At 37.3% G+C, this 21,144-nt stretch carries 20 protein-coding genes; 10 read left to right on the top strand and 10 right to left on the bottom strand.

All coding sequences use genetic code 11. The annotated features are described in order from the left end of the window. The first annotated feature begins 52 nt into the window (after positions 1 to 52). Genes qoxB through qoxD form a run of 3 tightly spaced genes read left to right on the top strand, consistent with a single transcriptional unit; the run spans position 53 to position 2,881 of the window. Entirely contained in the window at positions 53 to 2,002 is a 1,950-nt protein-coding gene (gene qoxB, locus ACE1MS_RS11235; RefSeq protein ID WP_447402295.1) for a cytochrome aa3 quinol oxidase subunit I, read from the top strand. Next, positions 1,999 to 2,595 (top strand): cytochrome aa3 quinol oxidase subunit III, encoded by a 597-nt coding sequence (gene qoxC / locus ACE1MS_RS11230; RefSeq protein ID WP_012294499.1) that lies wholly within the window; start codon positions 1,999 to 2,001, stop codon positions 2,593 to 2,595. Before qoxB ends, qoxC begins: the two co-directional genes overlap by 4 nt. Position 2,596: 1 nt before the next feature. After that, positions 2,597 to 2,881, top strand: a complete 285-nt coding sequence (gene qoxD, locus ACE1MS_RS11225) for a cytochrome aa3 quinol oxidase subunit IV (protein ID WP_031415917.1) — start codon at positions 2,597 to 2,599, stop codon at positions 2,879 to 2,881. A 165-nt stretch (positions 2,882 to 3,046) separates the two neighbouring features. Here qoxD and ACE1MS_RS11220 read toward each other — a convergent pair whose 3' ends face one another. Continuing rightward, positions 3,047 to 3,586 carry a helix-turn-helix domain-containing protein gene (locus ACE1MS_RS11220; protein WP_031415915.1) on the bottom strand — a complete coding sequence of 180 codons (540 nt, stop codon included), beginning with the start codon at positions 3,584 to 3,586 and terminating at the stop codon, positions 3,047 to 3,049. Between the two features lie 149 nt (positions 3,587 to 3,735). Between ACE1MS_RS11220 and ACE1MS_RS11215 the strand changes: the two genes are divergently transcribed. Continuing rightward, positions 3,736 to 4,944: an MFS transporter gene (locus tag ACE1MS_RS11215; RefSeq protein WP_099805835.1), complete on the top strand. Its 1,209-nt coding sequence runs from the start codon at positions 3,736 to 3,738 to the stop codon at positions 4,942 to 4,944. A gap of 157 nt (positions 4,945 to 5,101) precedes the next feature. Beyond that, entirely contained in the window at positions 5,102 to 5,956 is an 855-nt protein-coding gene (locus tag ACE1MS_RS11210; protein ID WP_036216252.1) for a PhzF family phenazine biosynthesis protein, read from the top strand. A 147-nt stretch (positions 5,957 to 6,103) separates the two neighbouring features. Here ACE1MS_RS11210 and ACE1MS_RS11205 read toward each other — a convergent pair whose 3' ends face one another. The 4 genes from ACE1MS_RS11205 to ACE1MS_RS11190 form a co-directional block, all read right to left on the bottom strand. After that, a complete protein-coding gene (locus ACE1MS_RS11205) occupies positions 6,104 to 7,438 on the bottom strand; it encodes a sensor histidine kinase (protein WP_447402294.1) in 1,335 nt (444 codons plus the stop codon). Then, positions 7,435 to 8,073, bottom strand: coding sequence for a response regulator transcription factor (locus tag ACE1MS_RS11200; RefSeq protein WP_012294492.1), 639 nt, complete (start codon positions 8,071 to 8,073; stop codon positions 7,435 to 7,437). The genes ACE1MS_RS11205 and ACE1MS_RS11200 overlap by 4 nt, the downstream gene beginning before the upstream one ends. A 12-nt stretch (positions 8,074 to 8,085) precedes the next feature. Then, entirely contained in the window at positions 8,086 to 8,628 is a 543-nt protein-coding gene (locus ACE1MS_RS11195; RefSeq protein ID WP_036216250.1) for a glycoside hydrolase family 73 protein, read from the bottom strand. 143 nt (positions 8,629 to 8,771) lie between these two features. Next, a complete protein-coding gene (locus tag ACE1MS_RS11190) occupies positions 8,772 to 9,653 on the bottom strand; it encodes a GNAT family N-acetyltransferase (RefSeq protein WP_447402293.1) in 882 nt (293 codons plus the stop codon). A gap of 487 nt (positions 9,654 to 10,140) precedes the next feature. On the opposite strand from ACE1MS_RS11190, the gene ACE1MS_RS11185 reads away from it, so the two are divergent. The 3 genes from ACE1MS_RS11185 to ACE1MS_RS11175 are packed head-to-tail and all read left to right on the top strand — an operon-like array spanning position 10,141 to position 13,910. After that, a complete protein-coding gene (locus ACE1MS_RS11185) occupies positions 10,141 to 11,661 on the top strand; it encodes a spore germination protein (RefSeq protein WP_447402292.1) in 1,521 nt (506 codons plus the stop codon). 16 nt (positions 11,662 to 11,677) lie between these two features. After that, positions 11,678 to 12,799 (top strand): GerAB/ArcD/ProY family transporter, encoded by a 1,122-nt coding sequence (locus ACE1MS_RS11180; RefSeq protein ID WP_447402291.1) that lies wholly within the window; start codon positions 11,678 to 11,680, stop codon positions 12,797 to 12,799. Beyond that, positions 12,786 to 13,910 (top strand): Ger(x)C family spore germination protein, encoded by a 1,125-nt coding sequence (locus ACE1MS_RS11175; RefSeq protein ID WP_447402290.1) that lies wholly within the window; start codon positions 12,786 to 12,788, stop codon positions 13,908 to 13,910. Before ACE1MS_RS11180 ends, ACE1MS_RS11175 begins: the two co-directional genes overlap by 14 nt. 1 nt (position 13,911) lies before the next feature. On the opposite strand, the gene ACE1MS_RS11170 is transcribed toward ACE1MS_RS11175, so the two are convergent. The 5 genes from ACE1MS_RS11170 to ACE1MS_RS11150 form a co-directional block, all read right to left on the bottom strand. Next, positions 13,912 to 14,865: a nucleoside hydrolase gene (locus tag ACE1MS_RS11170; RefSeq protein WP_447402289.1), complete on the bottom strand. Its 954-nt coding sequence runs from the start codon at positions 14,863 to 14,865 to the stop codon at positions 13,912 to 13,914. A gap of 150 nt (positions 14,866 to 15,015) precedes the next feature. Continuing rightward, a complete protein-coding gene (locus tag ACE1MS_RS11165) occupies positions 15,016 to 18,186 on the bottom strand; it encodes an ATP-binding cassette domain-containing protein (protein ID WP_447402288.1) in 3,171 nt (1,056 codons plus the stop codon). Positions 18,187 to 18,318: 132 nt separating this feature from the next. Continuing rightward, positions 18,319 to 18,729, bottom strand: a complete 411-nt coding sequence (locus ACE1MS_RS11160; RefSeq protein ID WP_036216232.1) for an SRPBCC family protein — start codon at positions 18,727 to 18,729, stop codon at positions 18,319 to 18,321. Next, entirely contained in the window at positions 18,726 to 19,052 is a 327-nt protein-coding gene (locus ACE1MS_RS11155) for an ArsR/SmtB family transcription factor (RefSeq protein WP_447402287.1), read from the bottom strand. Before ACE1MS_RS11155 ends, ACE1MS_RS11160 begins: the two co-directional genes overlap by 4 nt. A gap of 238 nt (positions 19,053 to 19,290) precedes the next feature. Next, positions 19,291 to 19,977 (bottom strand): Dph6-related ATP pyrophosphatase, encoded by a 687-nt coding sequence (locus ACE1MS_RS11150; RefSeq protein WP_099805833.1) that lies wholly within the window; start codon positions 19,975 to 19,977, stop codon positions 19,291 to 19,293. Between the two features lie 187 nt (positions 19,978 to 20,164). On the opposite strand from ACE1MS_RS11150, the gene ACE1MS_RS11145 reads away from it, so the two are divergent. Both ACE1MS_RS11145 and ACE1MS_RS11140 read left to right on the top strand, forming a co-directional pair. Next, positions 20,165 to 20,662 (top strand): NUDIX hydrolase, encoded by a 498-nt coding sequence (locus ACE1MS_RS11145; protein WP_036161679.1) that lies wholly within the window; start codon positions 20,165 to 20,167, stop codon positions 20,660 to 20,662. A 4-nt stretch (positions 20,663 to 20,666) separates the two neighbouring features. Then, positions 20,667 to 21,065 carry an HAD family hydrolase gene (locus ACE1MS_RS11140; RefSeq protein WP_325881448.1) on the top strand — a complete coding sequence of 133 codons (399 nt, stop codon included), beginning with the start codon at positions 20,667 to 20,669 and terminating at the stop codon, positions 21,063 to 21,065. Positions 21,066 to 21,144 lie beyond the last annotated feature (79 nt).

Below are 21,144 nucleotides of genomic sequence, written 5' to 3'. Positions count from 1 at the left end.
TCAAACGAAACTAGTTTACGATAAGGTTTATGTCGAAAGGAGACCTAGTCAGATGGATTACTTTGAACGTTTTGCTATACCCCATCCAAGCCCAGCTATTTATGCATCTATGGTCGCTATTGGTCTAACGGTTATAGCGATTATTGTAGGATTAACTTATTTTAAAAAGTGGAGTTATCTTTGGCGGGAATGGTTAACAACAGTGGATCATAAACGCATTGGTATTATGTATTTAATTTCAGCCATTCTTATGCTATTCCGTGGTGGTGCGGATGCTATTATGATGCGAGCGCAAATGGCAGTACCTGATAATAAATTACTAGATGCCCAGCATTATAATGAAATATTTACAACACACGGAACAGTCATGATTATCTTTATGGCGATGCCGTTTATTATGGCCTTTATGAATTACATTGTGCCGCTTCAAATCGGCGCAAGAGACGTGGCCTTCCCACGTTTGAATGCATTAAGCTTTTGGCTATTTTTCATGGGAGCTATGCTATTAAATATTTCCTTTGTTATTGGGGGTTCACCTGATGCTGGCTGGACGAATTATTTCCCTCTTGCTAATAATGAATTTAGTCAATCTGTAGGGGTCAACTATTACTTGTTTGCTCTACAAATTTCAGGGTTAGGTACATTAATTACTGGTATTAATATGATTGTTACCATTCTCAAAATGCGTGCTCCAGGAATGACATTAATGAAAATGCCTATGTTTACGTGGTCTTCATTAGTCGCAAACGTTATTATTGTTTTTGCCTTTCCTGTATTAACGGTAGCACTTGTCATGGGAACATTCGACCGCCTATTTGCTACGAATTTCTTCACAACATCCAATGGTGGTATGGATATGCTATGGGCGAATTTCTTTTGGGTCTGGGGACATCCTGAGGTTTATATTCTCATATTACCTGCCTTTGGGCTTTACAGTGAAATTATTTCGACCTTCTCTGGACGCAATCTCTATGGCTATAAATCGATGGTCGGCTCCATGGTGATTATCTCCTTCCTATCGTTTTTAGTATGGACCCATCATTTCTTTACAATGGGGCAAGGTGCTTTAACAAATAGTATTTTTTCAATAACAACGATGGCGATTGCTGTGCCCACTGGGGTGAAGATTTTTAACTGGTTATTCACCCTGTGGAAAGGAAAAATTGTCTTTACCACGCCGATGCTGTATGCCATGTTGTTTATCCCTACTTTTACAATTGGTGGCGTAACAGGGGTAATGCTAGGTATGTCAGCAGCAGATTACCAGTACCATAATACGATGTTTTTAGTAGCTCACTTTCACATGGTCATTATTCCTGGTGTTGTATTTGCCATGCTAGCAGGATTACATTACTATTGGCCAAAAATGTTTGGCTTTATGTTAAATGAAAAAATCGGCAAAGTGACGGCTTGGATTATTGCACTTAGCACCCTACTTGCCTTTATGCCGATGTTCTTCTCTGGCTTAGATGGACAAGCACGCCGCATGTATACTTACTCAGCTTCCACAGGTTTTGGTATGTGGAATATGGTTTCCTTTGTCGGCGCTATTGGTCTTACGATTGGCTTTATGTTAATTGTATACAACGTTTATTACAGCATTCGTTATGCACCAAGAAACATTGGCTCAGACCCATGGGACGCACGTACATTAGAATGGGCTACACCAAATCCAGTGCCGTACTATAATTTTGCAAAAGTACCGCATGTCATTTCAACTGAGGCATTATGGGATGCAAAATATCGCCAGCATGATTTGTTCCCAGAAAAATACGAAAACATTCATATGCCAAATAACAGTGGGATACCATTCATTCTAGGCTGTATATTCTTTGCTTGGGGCTTCTCATTTGTATTTGGTATGTGGATTCCAACTATTGTTACAACTATCGGTATTTTTATTTGCATGGCTCATCGTTCATTGGAAAAAGACCCTGGACACTATGTACCTGTCGAAAAAGTGAAAGAAACGGAATCAAAATTGCGAGGTAGTCAATCATGAAAATCGATCAATCACTCCCTTTAGAATATAGTACACAGCAAAATCAATTGAATATACTAGGCTTTTGGGTTTTTATCGGCGCTGAAATCATGCTCTTTGGAACGCTGTTCGCAGCATATTTTGTGTTAGTGGATCGCACCGGAACTGGCCCTACTGGAGCAGATATTTTTGAAATTACACCTGTTTTATTTGAAACATTTATTCTTCTCACTAGTAGCTTTACGATTGGTCTAGGCATACACGCTATGCGCAAAGGCTATATGAAAGCGATGATTACGTTCTATGTGTTGACGCTATTGCTAGGCGTAGCATTTATTGGATTTGAGGTTTATGAGTTTATTCATTATGTGCATGTTGGTGCAGGCTTACAAACGAGCGCCTTTACAGCTACCCTTTTGACAACATTAGGGACGCATGGTGCCCATGTCACATTTGGTGTGTTTTGGGGGATGTTTATTGTCTACCAATTAATTACGCGTGGATTAACGCCTGAAACAGCCAATAAATCTTTCATCTTCTCCTTATACTGGCACTTTTTAGATGTGGTTTGGATTTTTATCTTCAGCTTCATTTACTTGAAAGGAATGGTGTGAAATGAGTGATTTATTCCCACTAAAACAGGTGATGGGATTTGCCTTGTCGATAATCCTTACCATCATTGCAGCGTGTGTCTATTTTTTTCAGATAGCAATGCCTATTACGATGACAATACTTTTAGTCACAGCATTTATTCAGGCAGGCTTACAGTTAGTTGTCTTTATGCATGCTGGTGAAACGAATGATAAACCCGCCATCTATACCAATATTTATTATGGGTTAGTCATAGCGCTCGTTACCATTTTTGGAACATTACTATGTATGATTTGGGGTTATATTTAATAATACAACGGTGAAAAATCGTCCTTACTTGAACTTAGTAAGGACGATTTTTACGTGAAAATACCGATGTTTGTTTTGAATGAGAGCAAATCTTTCTTTAAAAGATTCAATCTATTTTACTTTGTAACCCTTACCATTCATCCGTGCCTAATTTTTAGGGGACAATCACGGAGTTGTATACGTTAATGACAGCATTAAATGTATTTTTTCATCTGAGTGATTAATATACGTGTGAAGTTCTTCACCCTTGAACTTAATGACATCCCATTGGTTTAACAGATGGGTTTTCTCTCCGACCTTCAGCTCCAATTGCCCATTCAACACAAGCACAACTTCCTCAGAGCCTGCTAAGTGACACTCACTATATTCACTATTAGGATCAAGACGACCTCTATACCATTCAGTTCCATTTGTTTTGAATAAAGGCTCGACAAACCAGTCGTTATTGTGACCTGCAAATTGATATTCCGATCCAAAACGATGAACCTCTACATTTTCTTCAAAAGATAATAAAGAAATTAATGGAATATGAAGCCCTCTACATATTTTCCAAAGGATATTAACAGTTGGATTTGTTTCCCCCCGTTCAATTTTCCCTAATGTTAGCTTACTGACATTACTAACACTCGCGAGCTCTTCAAGACTCATCCTTTTATTTTTTCGAATCTCTCTTAAGTTCATACCTACTTGACTAGATAAATCCATATGCTCCTCCTGCAATAGATGGCACCCTTTCCATTGACTTTGTACCAATAGTATACTATATTATACAAGTCGGTTAATCATAGTTTATTTTTTAAACAAAAAGTTAACTATAGTATATCAAATAATAACTAAAAGAGGTGTTTTCAGTGATGGCGAAATCAAAAAACTTCCCGATTATTTGGAGCGTTTTTTCTTTGTTTATACTTTCCATGAATCTACGAGCTTCGATAACATCTATCTCGCCAGTATTGAAAAATATTCAAGTAGACTTGCAGATGACAAGTGTTGTAGTAAGTTTATTAACGGCACTACCCGTATTTTGTATGGGGATTTTTGCGCCATTGGCTGGCAAGCTAAGTGAACGATGGGGTATTGAGTGGACGATTGGTGGATCCGTTCTATTAATCGGTATATCAACTGCTTTACGGTTAGTGGCAACTTTCCCCTTCCTTTTATTATTAACTGCTATTCTTAGTGGGATAGGGATTGCCATAACAGGTCCACTGATTTCAGGCTATATCAAAAAGGAATTTCCTAAATATTCTTCTACTATGATTGGTGTATATTCTGCGGGTATGGGAATTGGAGCCTCTTTAAGTGCTGGTTTAGTTGTTCCTGCTATGCATGCATTTCATCAATCTTGGAACGCAGCTTTAGCGATATGGTCGGTATTCGCTCTTATAGGTATCATTGTTTGGATTCCTATCATTAAAAAATCAAAGCCAACTCAAGAGTCATTTGAGAAAACTGCAAATCAAAAAAGTCGGTTACCTTGGGGAAACCGATATGTTTGGCTCCTTATGATTATGTTCGGTTTCCAATCAGGTGTTTATTATTCCCTCGCGACATGGCTCGCTCCAAAAGTACAGGATATGGGATATAGTGACGCCTACGCTGCAACGACCGTCACTATTTTTTCTGTCATGCAGATGGTTTGCAGCTTTATCATTCCCATCTTAATAAATAATAGTTCCAAGAGAAAGCCTTGGATGCTACTTTGTGCTTCAAGCTCCTTTATCGGCATTTTCATGTTAATTATGGGTGGAATCTCCCCTATTTTCTGTGCGACATTAACAGGGATTGGTGCTGGTGGTTTATTCCCATTAGCAATGATTTTACCTTTAGATGCAACGACTACACCAAAAGAGGCAAGTGAATGGACAGCAATGATTCAATTCGGTGGTTATATCATTAGTGGTATCATACCAATGCTTGTTGGGATTATCAAAGATATGACAAATACATTTGACGTTGCCCTTTTCACCTTATTAATTATTATCATCGTTATCATGGGGCTGACGTTAAAGGTTAAAACAAAGAAGGAATCAGCTACTATTCGCGTTCTTCCTAGTAGATGAAGGACGGCACCGCGTTTTTGACTGTAGGTAAACTATTTTGGAGAGTTCAGATACTAAAATAGTTCGCCTCTTGTTTTATTGTATATTTATACAACAACGTTTTTACGTAGTTTTTTCTATGCTACAATTCACTATAAATGAGGAAGGAAGATGTCTAATGAACGTAACCGTTTATGTTGCAAGTGCATTTAGCAAGGATCATCAAGGCGGAAATAAAGCAGGAGTAGTATTTGATGAGAATACATTGACCACTACTCAAAAAATGGAAATAGCCAAACAGCTGGGCTATGCGGAAACCGCATTTATATCAAAATCTGAAATGGCTGATTATAAATTTGAGTATTTTACACCAAAAGAAGAAGTTGATTTATGTGGTCATGCTACAATTGGCTCTTTCACGATACTGATGCATTTACACAAACTTTTCAGGGATTGCTATACAATTGAAACGAACAGCGGTGTTCTTACTATTACGATAAAAGATGACATCATTTTCATGGAACAAAACAAACCGATATTCTATGATGTTATATCTTCAAACGAATTCATCAACTGTTTTGATAGTAAAGCTATAGACAATAAATACCCCATTCAAATTGTCTCGACAGGCTTAAAAGATATTTTAATTCCTATAACCAATGAAACACAATTACATGCACTGCAACCTAATTTTGAAAAAATTAAAGAAATGAGCCAGTATTATAATGTTGTTGGGATGCATCTATATACTTTTAATGACAATCGTATTATATGCAGAAATTTTGCTCCCCTATACGACATCAATGAAGAAGCAGCAACTGGAACTTCTAATGGTGCATTAGCTTGCTACCTTTATGAACAGCATCACCTGCAAAAAGAAGTCTATGTATTTGAACAAGGCTATTCTTTACACTCGCCTTCTGAAATTTTAGTTAAATTAGCAACCAATAGCAAGAATGAAATAGAAAAAGTTTATGTTGGCGGCAAAGGGTATTACTGTGAAACTAAGTCTTTAAATATAGAAAAAGGTTAAGAATATCATTTCTCAACCTTAGACTGTAGATTTTCTACGTTTTAATTCCAAACATTGTATTAATTGAACAAGATGTTTGTCTTCTGTCTGAACACGGTTTAGGAATATGCCTAAACCGTGTTTTCATATATTCACTACCTATGATTATTACTCGCTTGTAAAATCTATAGTAAACGTTATTTTTCCATTTGATAGTGCGGACTCCGTTACAAAGTCTAACTGTTCGGCAAGACTTTTCACTGTAGCGAGACCAAGCCCTGTTCCAGAGAAATGTTTATTTCGAGAGCTTTCCCCTACATAAAACGGTTGCCATATTTTAGAAATATCCTGAAGCGTTGTATGATTACTTACTTTCAATATACCCGAATGAAAGGTAATCATTATTTCATTGCCCGAGGTGTATTTTAGTGCATTGCTAACCAAATTTTCTACAATATAATAGACTTTTTCCTGCTCACTATTCAGCATAAAGGTAGTTACGTCAGATTGAAGAACTATCTGCTTATCCCCCTTCAAAGGCTGATAGCTTTGGATGATTTCTTGTAGTAGCTGGAAAAAGTCAAAATGTGATACATTCATAGTATTTTCTTCTGTTCGAGCATAATAAAGCATATCTGTAATGATTTTCTCCATACGATCCACTTGCTGATGAATAACAGTTAAATAGGTGCCATCATCCAACCCATCTTCAATCCCACTTGAGTAAACATTAATGAGGGCGAGAGGCGTTTTCAACTCATGTGTTAAGCCCATCATAAATTGCTTTAAATCTAGATTTCGTTGGGTTAATAATTGCTGTGCTGATTCAAGGGTTAAACTCATTTTATTAATACTTTTTGCTAATTCTTCGATTTCATCACCCGTTTGAATGGTCGTCTGTTGAAAATTCAGTTCCCCAATTTCTTTTGCTACTTGTTGCAATTCATTTAATGGATTGGTTATTTTTCGAGATAGGAGCCCCGTAACTATAATAATGATTAAAATGCTTACTATTAGAAAGGCTAAATTAAAACGATTAATAAAAGAGGCTATATCTGTAAAACGTGCCATAGTGGCTCCAATCATCACAAGCTGATCCTCTTCTTTCGCATAATGCACAATAAAGCTAGACTTTTGTTTCCCCTGATCATAGAGCTTTCCTACAACTTTATCTTCCGAGATAGTTTGAAGTACTTCCTCGGAAACCCAAAATTTATTTAGAGCTATATGCTTTCTCGCCAGTTGAAGTCTTAAATTTTCATTCAGATCATTGAGGGAATCCTCCAATGGAACTGCTATAATCGTGACATCAAATTGACGCTCCACCAACTCTACATCCTCTAAAACTTGATAAGTCTCAAAGGCTTCTGATACTTTTTTATTCAGCTGATAAAGATAAAATTTAGGGAGAAAAAACTGGCTTACACCAAGGGATATAGAAAATGTAAGTATGACTACTAAAGTAATATAAATGGTTAATTTTGTGCCGATTTTCTGTTTCATTCGCTTGTACTATACCCAATACCTCTATGTGTTTGGATAATGTTCTCCCCTATTTTTTCTCGCAATCGTCGTATATGTGTGTCCACTGTTCGAGCATCTCCCATATAGTCCAATCCCCACACTAAATCCAGGAGCTGATCTCTCGTCAAGATTTGTCTCCGATTTTGGCTAAAAATTCGTAACAGCTCAAATTCCGTTTTCGTTAACTCTATTTCTATCCCTGCTCGCCAAACACGTTTACTTGTCACATCGAAGGACACATTCTGTAGCTGTTGTATAGCTTCGATTTGCAGTAATTTTTTCGCCCTCATAATGAGTACTTTGGGATAAAAGGGTTTATTGACATAATCGTCGGCCCCCTCTGCCAACGCCTGAAATTCATCCTCACCAGTGTCCCTTGCTGTTAGCAGTAAGACCTTTATCTTTTGTGTTTGTTTCATTTCACGACAGACCATCAACCCATCTTTTTTAGGCATCATCCAATCTAAAATGGCCAAATCAATTTTTTCTTGATAAAAAATGGCAAGTGCTTCCTCTCCATTTGTTGCGGTAAAGACCGTGAACCCCTCTCTTTGAAAATAGTTTTGTAAAATCTTTAACATAGCTAATTCATCATCTGCAATGAGTATATTCATTTTATGAAACTCCTAATGATCATATTTTTCCAGATTATATTGTTCGATAATAGCCATTAATTTTTCGGGATATAAAGGATCCGTCGAATAATTGCTTTTTTTCAAGGCATAGGCAGCTTCTTGATAGGTTGACGCTGCCAAAACCTCTTCGTATTGATGTGCATTCCAACTGGTACCCTCTAATAATAGCTGACGATGGTCCTTTAATGCACTATTCCAATCGGGGTAAGCTCGAAATTCTGCTTCCGTTGTATAGCTTTTATTATGTTCATATTCAACTGTCGGCATTTTAACGGATTTACCATGATACCTGCCCTTCATCCCAAACAAGTTATTTGCGTTAACAGCTAATTCACTTTTACCATAATTCGATTCCAATATAGCCTGTGCAATAATTATGCTTGGCAATATTTCTTGACCTTGCTGATTTAATGTCACCGCTATTGGTGCGATTTCATCAATAAATGCTACTTCGTCGTTATGACCCTGTCCAAATAGCTTGGCCATGTATAGGGCTAAAATAACTGTAAGTAATAGCATGCTGATTTTTTTCATTGTGTTTTACCTCATTTCCATTAAGCTGATGGTTGTATCGTAAAACAGCAATGTTACAGTTATTTGACAAAACATGAAAAGTGGCAAAAAAAGCCCGCACTTTTTAAAGTACGAGCTTTTGTATAGAGTCCATCCTATTGCAATTAACAATGCGATGTGAAAGGGAACATAAAATTCCCTTGCACAAACGTTTTTTTCGAAAGCACGAATAAAGCGTCGTCATCATTTGGCAGGATGGTTGCATTCATGCCTTCCATCATAAACTCTGGTGTAAAATGAAACACTACTTTTTTGGTTGTTTTCTTGACAATACTTGCTAGCAAATCCTCTACATTGATAGCATGCAAAGAGATGATATCATAAATATTTAGTACCCCTTCTTCTTCCTCCATTAATACTATTGTTTCTGATTCTTCTAAATAGTAAATAGCATGCGGGAAAACTAACGTAAAATAAAACATTAATAAGCTTTCATTTTGCTCCACAGCAATCACACTTGAATGGGTATAACGATTTTTCGCATAAGCTTTAAGAAGGGCTAGATTTTGATCAATGGTCAGCAGTTGGACGCTAGTCTGCTTTCGTTGTATAGGTCTTGTAGTAAGATCTAAGCTGAATTCACTTTCATGGATACGCGTAAAGCCAAACTTTGGATAAAAATCGAGTACTGTTTCATTGGCAAAGAGATACATGAAATCACAGGCTTCTTCGTACTCCTTCATGATATGTAGCATCAATTGCTTTGCCAAACCTTGATGACGATGATGTTCATCGGTCATCACCGTCCCAATCTGAATCCCCTTTAATTGCTCGCCATTTATGCAAATCGACATTTTGTATACAGAAGCATTGGCGATCACTTTTCCTTCATGTATAAATGAATAAGGAATATATTGGTCATTCCAATACCCTCTGTTATACCAGCCTCGAAAATCCAAACCAAATGTTTTTATGGCTAAATCATTAAAACTATCCTTTAATCGATCATCATGACGATAATCACACACCAATTCGTACTTCTCCATGTTTTTTCCCTCCGATTATATATAGGAATACATCTTTATTAGTGGAATCCTCACCTCCTAAAAACAGAAAAAGACCCTATGAGAAAACCTCATAAAGTCCTTTGTTGATACACAGAAAACAATGCTCACCACTTTAGTGGCTACTAAAGTATCTGTTTATTTGAATCAGACAAGATTATGCTTCTCTTCGTTATCGCAAAAGGGCCATACTAAATAAATCTATAATTTTCTAACATTATAGAATAGCCCTTCTATTAAATTCATAGGAATTTAAATCGCGATAATAAGTTTTAGCATAAATGTCTAATTTCCCTTCTGTTTTTAAGAATACTCTAATCTTACCACTTTCTGCTAAATGCTGTCTAGATGAATTCCCTGATGTATCGACCATGTTAGTTAGACTGAAAAAGAATAGTATAAGTATAGAATATCCTGCAAATGTTCAATCTATAAAGAAGTTAACCATGAAGGGAGCCTACAATTCAGCATGAAATTTAAACTAGCTTTCAACAAAAAACAACTACCATCCGTTGAACAGCCACCAAAAGAAAATCTTGTAAGGGTCGCCCCGACAACTGATCATTTTATTCAGTCGATTCAAAATGCAACGAATAACCCAGCTGATTTAATAATGAAGGCCATCCCACATAATATTACGCTTATTTATATAGATAATTTAGTCGATAATCAGACATTGAACAATGACATTATTGCAAATTTGCTCAATAATCCTCAAGAAACACTAGAAGGCATTGAGGTAAGTCTTTCTATCCCCGAAATTGTAAAATCCAATCTACTACAGGAAACAGTAGAATCGATGGTCAATGGATCTGTCGTTATTCATATAGACGGCTGCTCCCAAGTTCTTATTGGCAATATCGCTACGCGAGAATCCCGATCATTATCGGCACCAGAAAATGAATCACAGGTCATTGGAGCACAGGTTGGGTTTAATGAAAGCTTAACTACAAATATTTCTTTAATCCGTCGCTACATAGTAAGTCCTAACCTTTGTAATGAAAAACTGAAAATCGGCACGCGTACCAATACCTCTGTCTCACTGCTATATATGAATGGCATTGCTAATGTGCAAATGGTCCATACAATGCGCCAACGAATAACGGATTTATATGTCGATGAGCTACTTGATAGTGCCGTTTTGGCAGAAATGATTGATGATAATTCATTGTCAGTATTCCCTCAAATGCTGCTAACGGAAAGGCCAGATAGATTTTGTGATGCGTTATTAGATGGAAAAATAGGTGTTTTAGTTGATGGTAGCTCGATGGCTATTATTTGCCCGCAAGCCTTTACGGAATTTTTTCAAAGCCAGGAAGATCAAAACTTAAGATGGCAAATTGCTACCTTTCTTCGTTTATTACGAATATCTGCTTTCTTTTTATCCGTCTATTTAACACCCTTTTACGTGGCCGCTTTAACCTTTCATTACGAGGTCATTCCACAAGCCTTTTTAGTGCCATTAAGTGAGTCCAGAGCCTTAGTTCCTTTCCCACCTATATTCGAAGCGTTATTATTAGAGTTTATTATTGAATTACTACGAGAAGCTGGGGCAAGACTACCAACAAAAATTGGACAAACCATCGGTATCGTTGGCGGTATCGTAATAGGTACCGCAGCCGTACAGGCAGGTATTACGAGTAATATTTTATTGATTATCATTGCTTTAAGTGCACTCGCTTCCTTCACTTCTCCGAGTTATATGATGGGCAACGTGATTCGTTTGATTCGTTTCCCCATCATTATCCTTGCAGGCTTTTGGGGTTTTTATGGCATTATGCTAGCTTTTTGTTTTATTCTTATTCATCTTTTACGTCAATCAAGTTTGGGTGCTCCGTATTTGTCTCCTTTCTATCCACCAAGGTTGAAAGAAATGCGGGATAGTATTATCAGAATGCCTATTCCTTATACAGCGAAAAGACCTGCGTTAACAAGACCAAAAGATACCAATAAATTCGAGCCTGAGCCAATAAAACCGGAAAAAAGTTGAACTGAAGGTGAAAGAAATGAACAATCCTATACAACTTAACCCAAAAGAGATGATTAACGCTTATTTGCTCTTTTTTGTCGTGCACAGCGCTCAAATTGGGGTCGGTATACAGGGATTTCAACGCATTATCTATCAAGATGCAAGGCAGGATGCATGGATTTCAGTTCTGATAGCAGGCATTGCCACCCATATAGTCACATTTTGCATGATTAAAACATTAGACATATACGGCTCCCATGATTTATATGGCATCCAACAAGATATTTTTGGAAAATGGATGGGCAATTTTTTAAATGCGTTGTATGTTACTTATTGCTCTGTCGCCTTTTTTTCTGTTTTGCGAAATTATATTGAAGTGATTCACGCATGGATTTTCCCTAGTATTGGGACATGGTTTCTGTCCGCTACGTTATTAGTCATTATTATTTATGCCTTTACAGGTGGGCTTCGAGTAATAGTCGGTGTATCCTTTTTCAGTATCATACTTTCCTTATGGATACTACCCGTGCTAGCCTTTCCAATAAAGTATGCCTCAGCGGAAAGTTTATTTCCTATTTTAGAAAACGACATTCGCTCCATTTTAAAGGGTGCCCATTCCATGACCTTTACCATTATCGGCTTCGAAATCTTAAATGTTATTTATCCCTTTGTAAAAGACAAAAAAAATATTCGCAAGCCCGTTCATTTAGGATTATTGTTTACGACATTGATTTATCTAGTAGTCATGATGGTGTCCATTGCTTATTACAGTGAGGGAAAATTACTAAAAACCATCTGGGCAACATTGACATTGTTTAGCTTTATCAGCTTCCCTTTTATAGAACGTTTTGAATTTATAGCCGTTTGTTTTTGGATGCTCATTATTATACCGAATTTATGTCTGTATTTATGGGCCGCATATCGCGGAGCCATTCGATTAGTCAAAATACGCGCCACGACATTTGTTTGGCTTTTTTCCTTCATCGTTTTCATTTTCACAATGATCATTCAAACCCGTACAGAAATCAATACGATTAACACCGTATTTGGCAATATAGCATTTTATGTTATTTTTATTTACCCTATTTTATTATGGATCTTGGCTATATTAAAAAAGAAGGTTTCATCAAAGAAGGTGACCAAAAATGAACAAGCTTAGATGCTCTTTTATTATGCTGCTCTCATTGGTTTTTTTATATGGATGTGCTCAAACCAATGTTTTAGATAAAGTAGGATTAACCACATTAGTTGGCTACGATGTAGGGACAGAAAGCAAAATGGCTGCGACAGCTGTTATTCGTGAAGTCAATCCAGAGTTCCAAAGTAAAGTGGAAATTTTGACAACAGAAAATGACACAAGTAAAGGGAATCGAATGGAAGCGAACAGAAAGCTTTCAAAAAAAATAATGGTTGGTCAAATGAGGGTTATTTTGTTTGGTGAAGAATTGGCGAAAGAAGATTTACGTTATTATATTGATACTAGTCTAGAAAACGCCAGCGTCAGCAACGGTATTTATATGGCCGTAGTGGAAGGTAAAGCAGCCCCATTTTTGAAATACGAATACCAAAATATTGAGGATATTGGTCAGCATGTTTTCAGATTAATCGAGCAAAATGTGAAACAGGAATATATGATTTCGGCGACTCTTCATCAGATTGCTCATGATTATTATTCCATTGGACAGGATTTAGCTATGCCTACCATCAGAAGAGATGGTGAATTTGTGGAGCTAAGTGGTGTAGCTCTCTTTAAAGGTGGCAAAATGGTTAGTACACTTCCTGCAAAGGATAGCTTTTATGTAAAAATTGTCAGAGATACGTTTAAAGTAGGTTTATATGAAACCATTTTGGAGCAAGAAGATATTCCTCCTAAATTACTCCATAAACCTGCGGATAAAATAACGGTCGCTTTCGACGCCATCCACTCGACAAGAGAGATGAAATTACTGGATGCAAAAACACCTGCGTTTGATTTAAACATTAAAATCAAATCAAGGGTATTAGAAGTATTTCCAGATATTAATCAGGGTGACCGAGACAGCGTGATTGCCCTTGAAAAAGCCATTGAAAAAAAATTGTCGAAGGAAATAGCAAGAGTCATTGCTCATAGTCAGAAAGTGGAATCCGATATTTTTGGCTTCGGGGAGAAATATAGAAGCGTTGTGAGATATTCCCATTTAACAAAGGACAAATGGCATGAAATGTATAAGGATATGAAAGTAAATGTAAATGTTGACTTTGTGGTCTTAAGAGACGGTGTTTTTGAATAATTTATTGCCAATCATGGCCGGTCATAATAGATATAAAGTGATGGAAGAATATATCATAGTGGATATCAAATGCAATGCGATGTCTTTTTTTACCACTATTTATATTTTCAAACGGTCGTGTTTCGGCAATGCTCTGCCCTCTAGCAGGTCCATCTAATTTATCAACAACCATCACAGGATATGACTCATAGATGAACATCTCAGGATAAATTGCTGCCATTAGCGTTAAAGCATCATGGACGGGGCTACCTAGTAGTGATGGGTCCCGTTCTTGATAAAATTTTGTATAGTATTCCATCAATGGTTTAAGGATTTTCGTCTTTCCAAATGAGTCTATATAATTAACCATTCCTGGTGTAACAATTGCCTTCTGTGTAGCATTCAATGGAATAATTGTGACATTTTTTGCATAGGTGAGCACAATATTAACCGCAAATGGATCCCCGTGAAAGTTTGCTTCCGCTACGGTCGTAACATTGCCCGGCACCCAAAACGCCCCACCCATAATATAAATTTCCTTCACATGTTGCATGAGCTGATTATAAAGAATAAACATGGTCGCTAAGGATGTAAGACGCCCAATATTGACAATGATTAGTTCATCATTCTTGTGTTTCTCGATAATATTAACAATTTCCAAAAAGTTTTCGATTTTTATGTCATGATCTTCGTTCGGGATAATCGGACCAAGTCCATGTTCTCCATGTATTTCTGGATAATACGTTGGCTGTTCGCCGGTTAGTGGGATCTCTGCACCTAAAATAACGGGAATTCCCTCGGGAAAATCAAATAATTTCATAACATAATAAATATTAGCTACCGCATCCTTTCTTGATACATTGCCATAATCGGCAATTAACCCGACAATTTCGATTTCTTTGTGTAATCTTGCATAAATCAATGCTATCGTATCGTCGATGCCAATGTCACCGAATAACAATACTTTTTTCTTCAAACAAAGGCCTCCCTTGTACTGCCGATTTACCTATCCTTATAGTACGGTTCATACAACCAAGACGCCACTGATTGTTTACTTTTTTGGAAAAATTAGTGATACATAAAAAAACCCACTTGCAATTGGCAAATGGGCTTCGAACGTAGGATTTTAACGGTTCTGTTCAAGGTACTGATAAACCGCCATCATCTCTTGTTTATTTAACTCTCTAATACGATTGAAAATAGGAATTTTCCCCACTACCCCCAACTGGTTTCCTTCCTTTACAACATCACTGACCGTACCCGTTAGCCATGTATGCACGTCAATACCTTCGATAATTGCCTTTTGGCCCTCATCATTAATACCGGTTGCACCACAGCTGACGCATGGAACCGTTAATTTATAGACACCGTCATGTAGCCCTTCTTCCGTCAGAACCTTTTTCCCCTTACAGAATGGACATGGATGACTCCCTTTAACTTTATTGATTTGCGTCACAATTTTTTTGTAGCCTAAAGCTTCATAAACATACGTTAATTTTTTATATTGACCATTTGTAAAATATTGATCAATAATTGTGTCTCTCGTTTCATAAATAGAAGCGAAATCACAAATTGTAACCTCGTTTTTACGGCTGATGGAAGCAATATTATCTTTAATTTTATCCCAGAATGGCAATGTATTTTGTAGAACAATTTCATAGCCCACAAAACTGGCAAGCTCTATTTCCAGCATTTTCAGTGCTACTTGCATTTCCCTTGGCAATAAAGAGACATCCTGTATGAGTGACATATCACTGCCTACAATCGCTTGGATTTTTTCAAGTGGTGGTAAATTGCCTACTATTTTGATGACCTCATCAATCGGTTGATGGATGATTTCTCGAATATCTATGTCACCAAAACGTAATTTCTTTTGGTGATTAAGAACCGAACCATGACAAATTGGGCAAGGGACCATCTTTCTTGTTTCCTTCATCTGCTCTTTGATAATGGATTTAGAAATGACGATATAACGGCCTATAATAAAATTGAAGCCTTCCCATTTTTTCGAGGATTTTGTTGCTTTATCATAAAATGACTTGTCCCAATAACCATATAAAAATGTATGCTTTTCTTCTTCTGTCATATCAGTATAGCTTTTACTAATATCTTGCCCCAGTTCATTTTGTATCTCTTCAAAAAGGAACGCCAATTTTGAATGCTGATAGTATTTTAGAACCTCCATCACATCTGGATGCAATAAGCCGTCCCAGAATGGCACTGTTTTATCTTGGATGACTACATCAAAATCGAATTCTTCTATTTGTAATCGACCTGAACAGCTCGGACAATGGTTTTCTTGGCTAAAGAAATCAAAGCTTCTTGTATCCTTATTGGTCGGATGGGCCGCGACAATATGATTGATAAGACCAGCTATTTCATATAAAAAGCTATATTGGCTGTATAAATGCCTCTCAAGATCAATCGCAATGACAGGGGCTATCTTATTCGATTCATATTCACCGTAAATGAGGCGGGCCATGGATGATAGGCTTTTTAAAATGCCACCTTTGTATATATTTTCTGCATTTTTAAAATAGCTAATAGGATGGTCTTGTAAATAATGAATACCCTTTTTCGATGCAAAAGTAGATGTGATTTGTAGGTCAGAGGTGCTTTTCGTAAGGTGCGATTGTTTAAAATATGCTTCATGCTCCACTACATCAAGATGTGTCACTGGCCCCTGCTGTCTTTTACCAAAGTCAACGATATAATCAGAGCTTTCAAGCATATAGGCATTATGCTCAATCATAACAATGGAAATCGAATCATCTTTCAGAATATCCCTCACACTATCAATAAATTGGTTTAATATATTTTGGGATAATCCTTTGGAAGGCTCGTCAAAAATAAACAGTGTGTGAGGATTTCGAGAATTGGCAAACAGCTCTGACACTAAATGCACACATTGAAATTCACCCGTGGATAGTGTTTGTGTTTTTCTTTCCAGCGTTAAATAGCCTAGGCCAAGTTTGATGAGCAAGCTTAACCGTTTATGAGCAATATCTTCCTTTGGGAGCTCCACGATAATATCTTCAATCGAGCGTTGAAAAATATCATCGATTTCCTCACTATATTTCGTTAACTTCTTTTTAATATCGAGAAATGTCGCAACGGTGGATCGACTTGTAATCGATTGATTTCGATCTTGCCCTACCATCACTAATTTATCTTTTGGGTAACGTTTTACAAAATCCTTTGCGATACACTCATTCACCAATGTTGATTTTCCACAGCCCGACTCTCCTGTGAAGGTGACAAGCTGATTTTGTGGAATTTCTATTTCGTCCATTTGGATATTGCGGCAATATAGGTCACGGAATTGATAGAAGGTCTTAGGTCTTACCTGACTTCGTTCCCAGTAAATGGGCTGTGGTCGAGGGGATTCTTCCACGATTTTTCCTCCGTATTTTCCACTACCTGGTCCAAAGAATAGATGTTTATCTGCTGTATTTAAAACTGTATCCGAATGATCAATTAGCCAAATTTGATTTTTAGAGCCTAGTCGTTGAATTTGCTCTAAAATTTTCAGGAGTGTGTCATGATCTAGACCTACAGAGATTTCATCAACAATAATCACTGTATTCTCACTCGTTGCCATAAACTCAGCCAAATACAGTCTTGTTAATTCTCCCCCTGATAATGTCCCCATAATGCGGTTTAATGTTAAATAACCAATATTCATTTGAATAATATTTTGAAGAATATGTTGCTTCTCTTCACTAATCTTTAATTCCGTTGCTAAGGAATAGATCGTTTCCACACTTAATTGATGAATATCGGAAATACTATACAGTTCACCTCTTAATGGTAGCTGATGACGTTCTACCTCCTCACTGTAGCGCTTCCCCTGACATTTTTTACATTCAACATTTTTCGTCGTACCACGTCCTTTACATGTCGGACACCAGCCTAGCGCATTATTAAAGGAAAAAACTTCTGGAGATAATTGAAACTCTTCTGCTAAACGATCACGTATTTCCTTAAATACACCTGTATGCGTACCGATAGTTGAACGTGGATTTGTAGATATGGATGATTTCCCTAGAAAAAGAACTAATGGCATATCCTCCATTTTAATAGCACTAAAATTTGTTTCCATAATCGCAGGAAATAAATATTGATATTCAGCTTTAGGTAATAAAGAAACAAGACGCTTTTTGGACTCTTCCCCTATTGTTTGACAAAAGGTGGTTTTCCCTGACCCAGACAAGCCTGCAATGCCAAGGGATAAGTCTTCTGGTAAGTCGACATGTAAACGGTTAATATTATTAGCAATTAGTTGATTAATCTTCATTCTGTTTTCCTTCCGTGTTTACTATTTTCACAAGGATACTTTATTTACCTATGAAGAACGACCTTCGGAAAATGAAAGAACACAATTCATTTGAAGGAATTGCGCTCTTTTTCATAAAGGCTGATTCAATTACTAGGCTAATACTTTTTCGAGCTGACTACCCATGTTAGTCCAAGCGTATTTAGCGCCTTCAATTGCTCCTTGACGAGCTTTTGTTTCTTCACTAAATCCACCCTGATCGAGATGTAACTGAGTTGTACCATCAGCTGCTTGTGTCAAAGTCCACGTTACTGTTGTAGTTTCTCCTGCACTTCTCCATGTGTAAGATAGTTTATGAGGCTCTTCAATTTCAAGTACCTCACAATCGACAATGCCATCCCACCATTCGTTTGGCTCAGCACGGAATTGAAATTTATGACCTACAATCGGCTTAAAATCATTGTTCCAAATCCATTTTGCAAGTGTATCCGAATCCGTTAAGGCATGCCATACTTGCTCGATAGAACTTGTAAATTTAAAATCTAATGCTACATCTGGTTTCATTTGTCTTCCCCCAATAATAAATGTAATTTTGAAATTCTTGCTTTCCAAAAGTCTTCGTAAATCGATATCCAATCTTGTATTTCTTTCAACGGGGCGGCATTGAGCCTATATCTTGTTTCTCTACCCTCTTTTCGAGCGATCACAAGTCCTGCGTCTTTCAGAATCGTTAAATGCTTAGACACAGCAGTACGTCCCATTTCAAAATGAGCTGTTAATTCGTGCAGCGGTAACTCATCGGCATTTGCTAATAAATTAATCAATTGGCGTCTTGTAGGGTCAGCAATGGCTACATACACATCACGCTCTTGATGATTATTATTCAAAACCACCACCCTTTCTAATTGGACACTAAATGGTGTCCTAATTATATGACACCGTTTAGTGTCTAGTCAATTATTATTTTGGACATTTTGTTATGGATTTTATACTTATAAATACAAAAAGCACAAAGGTGATCACCTTTGTGCTCATTTTTTATGATTGGTTTTGGATGTGATGCTTTTGTAACCTCATGTAGCATACGCCATTAAACAGGCATCCATCGTTGTGATTAGGTTATGTTTAAGCAAGTTCTAATGGTAAAAATGCATATTCCCCATCTCGAATAATAGAACATTTACGAACCTTGATGGGATATCGGAAAAGAGGTCCATCCAAAACTGTCGTATGGAATTCTCCCCCTTCTCCGCAAGGGTCAATATTACGCTCTTCCAGCTCTTTGATATAATCAGGGGTAAGTATTCGTCCTAAATCCTCTTCTGTCATCCCTAACGATAAATTCACTGTCACCACTATCGTGACAAACCCTAAGTGAATAAATTCATCAACAGCATCCCGATGATTCATCTCCCATAATGGCATGCCAAGCTTTAATCCAACCTTCTTCGTAACCTCATCATGCCAGCAGCCGTGCTGAGGCATATCTAAATCACCCGTAACTAACACCTCTGCCCCTTGATTTCTCGCATTTTTTAAAAGATCGATAAATACATGTTCATATTCCGTCCAACTAGCAGCAGCTGTATACACTGGCAATCCAATAGAATCGGCTTGAGCCTGTATAAGCTCAGGTGGCATACCGTGAGATCGAGAGCGCTTCCCTTCCTCCTCCAGCATGACAATGAGACCAATTGCTCGCCCCACCTGTGATGCTTTATATAAAGCTAAAACACTATCCTTTCCCCCACTGAATGAAGCGATGAATGGATGATTACGCGCATTATTTTTCCAGCCAGTTGTTTCTGTCATTTCTATTTCTCCTTTTAAACTGACTTTCTTTGTAATTTTTTTGAGACCTATACAACCTTCTATCGCATTGCATAGTCAAGTTCCTTGATTTTAGGAAACCACCCTTTTATTTTATCACAATCATACGATGAGTCTGGATATTTATGTTAAGGTGTACTTAACGGTTGATGGGAAAAGGAGGAATGTTATGAGTGATTATGTAAAAGCACTAAGACAACAGGTTGGGACAATGCCCCTTATTTTAGTAGGCTCGACGGTGATTGTCTTTAATGAGGAGAAACAAATTCTTCTACAGCTACGCTCTGATATAAGAATGTGGGGGTTACCTGGTGGAGCGATGGAACCTGGCGAAAGCTTAGAGGATACAGCTAGACGTGAATTATTAGAGGAAACTGGGCTACAGACTTCCCAACTTCGTTTTATAACCATGCTATCTGGTCAACAGGACTATTATCTATATCCAAACGGAGATGAGGTTTATGGAGTAACCGCCGTCTTTATAGCTGAACAAATAGAGGGGCAGCTAACAATGCTTGACGATGAGAGTTTACAGCTAGCCTATTTTTCTTTAGATGCATTGCCATCTAATATGGTTAAGAAAGCGATAGATATTATCGATACCTTTTTATTAAAGGAAAACGTCACTGATTGGATGAAAGGTCGTGACTTAGTTGAACGGTTGTAAAGCTATGTTATTTGATTTAGATAACACCTTACTGAATCGAGATGAAGCAGTAGATAAATTATTTCTTAGGCTAGTAAAAATGTGTTATGTGGATGACGAGCATGCGATAAAAAATGAAATGCGACAAAAATTTAGGGAATATGATGAAAAATACTTTGGTGAAAGTGATAAAACGGATGTGGTAGCCTCTTTTTTTGATGACTTTCCGCCTCAATATGGCATGCCAAAACATGCTATTCAAGACTTTTGGAACCATCACTTTCCTCAATGCTTTTCTGTCAGTGAAGATACATTAACGATTATTCATCGGATAAAGCAGCAAATGAAAGTGGGTATTATCACAAACGGTAACAAATTCTTTATAAATTGTTACAAATTAAATAATGTTTGTAATGTTATATAGAAAGCCGTGCGTGTCGGTAAACGGCACGTAGCGAGGGTTAACTGCGGGCAATCCGTAAAGCTGGATGAACCACAACGTG

The sequence above is a fragment of the Lysinibacillus sp. fkY74-1 genome, from assembly GCF_053165895.1.
Note: the sequence above shows the minus strand (reverse complement) of the source record. Positions and strands in the feature narration are given on the sequence as shown.

What these genes read in the sequence shown, in the direction of transcription:
- ACE1MS_RS11175 (WP_447402290.1), top strand. Translation starts at nt 12,786, where the DNA reads ATGAACAAGCTTAGATGCTCTTTTATTATGCTGCTCTCATTGGTTTTT.
- ACE1MS_RS11205 (WP_447402294.1), bottom strand. Translation starts at nt 7,438, where the DNA reads ATGAAACAGAAAATCGGCACAAAATTAACCATTTATATTACTTTAGTA.
- qoxC (WP_012294499.1), top strand. Translation starts at nt 1,999, where the DNA reads ATGAAAATCGATCAATCACTCCCTTTAGAATATAGTACACAGCAAAAT.
- ACE1MS_RS11195 (WP_036216250.1), bottom strand. Translation starts at nt 8,628, where the DNA reads ATGAAAAAAATCAGCATGCTATTACTTACAGTTATTTTAGCCCTATAC.
- ACE1MS_RS11160 (WP_036216232.1), bottom strand. Translation starts at nt 18,729, where the DNA reads ATGAAACCAGATGTAGCATTAGATTTTAAATTTACAAGTTCTATCGAG.
- ACE1MS_RS11210 (WP_036216252.1), top strand. Translation starts at nt 5,102, where the DNA reads ATGAACGTAACCGTTTATGTTGCAAGTGCATTTAGCAAGGATCATCAA.
- ACE1MS_RS11215 (WP_099805835.1), top strand. Translation starts at nt 3,736, where the DNA reads ATGGCGAAATCAAAAAACTTCCCGATTATTTGGAGCGTTTTTTCTTTG.
- qoxD (WP_031415917.1), top strand. Translation starts at nt 2,597, where the DNA reads ATGAGTGATTTATTCCCACTAAAACAGGTGATGGGATTTGCCTTGTCG.
- ACE1MS_RS11145 (WP_036161679.1), top strand. Translation starts at nt 20,165, where the DNA reads ATGAGTGATTATGTAAAAGCACTAAGACAACAGGTTGGGACAATGCCC.
- ACE1MS_RS11220 (WP_031415915.1), bottom strand. Translation starts at nt 3,586, where the DNA reads ATGGATTTATCTAGTCAAGTAGGTATGAACTTAAGAGAGATTCGAAAA.
- ACE1MS_RS11165 (WP_447402288.1), bottom strand. Translation starts at nt 18,186, where the DNA reads ATGAAGATTAATCAACTAATTGCTAATAATATTAACCGTTTACATGTC.
- ACE1MS_RS11200 (WP_012294492.1), bottom strand. Translation starts at nt 8,073, where the DNA reads ATGAATATACTCATTGCAGATGATGAATTAGCTATGTTAAAGATTTTA.
- ACE1MS_RS11185 (WP_447402292.1), top strand. Translation starts at nt 10,141, where the DNA reads ATGAAATTTAAACTAGCTTTCAACAAAAAACAACTACCATCCGTTGAA.
- ACE1MS_RS11180 (WP_447402291.1), top strand. Translation starts at nt 11,678, where the DNA reads ATGAACAATCCTATACAACTTAACCCAAAAGAGATGATTAACGCTTAT.
- ACE1MS_RS11140 (WP_325881448.1), top strand. Translation starts at nt 20,667, where the DNA reads ATGTTATTTGATTTAGATAACACCTTACTGAATCGAGATGAAGCAGTA.
- ACE1MS_RS11150 (WP_099805833.1), bottom strand. Translation starts at nt 19,977, where the DNA reads ATGACAGAAACAACTGGCTGGAAAAATAATGCGCGTAATCATCCATTC.
- qoxB (WP_447402295.1), top strand. Translation starts at nt 53, where the DNA reads ATGGATTACTTTGAACGTTTTGCTATACCCCATCCAAGCCCAGCTATT.
- ACE1MS_RS11190 (WP_447402293.1), bottom strand. Translation starts at nt 9,653, where the DNA reads ATGGAGAAGTACGAATTGGTGTGTGATTATCGTCATGATGATCGATTA.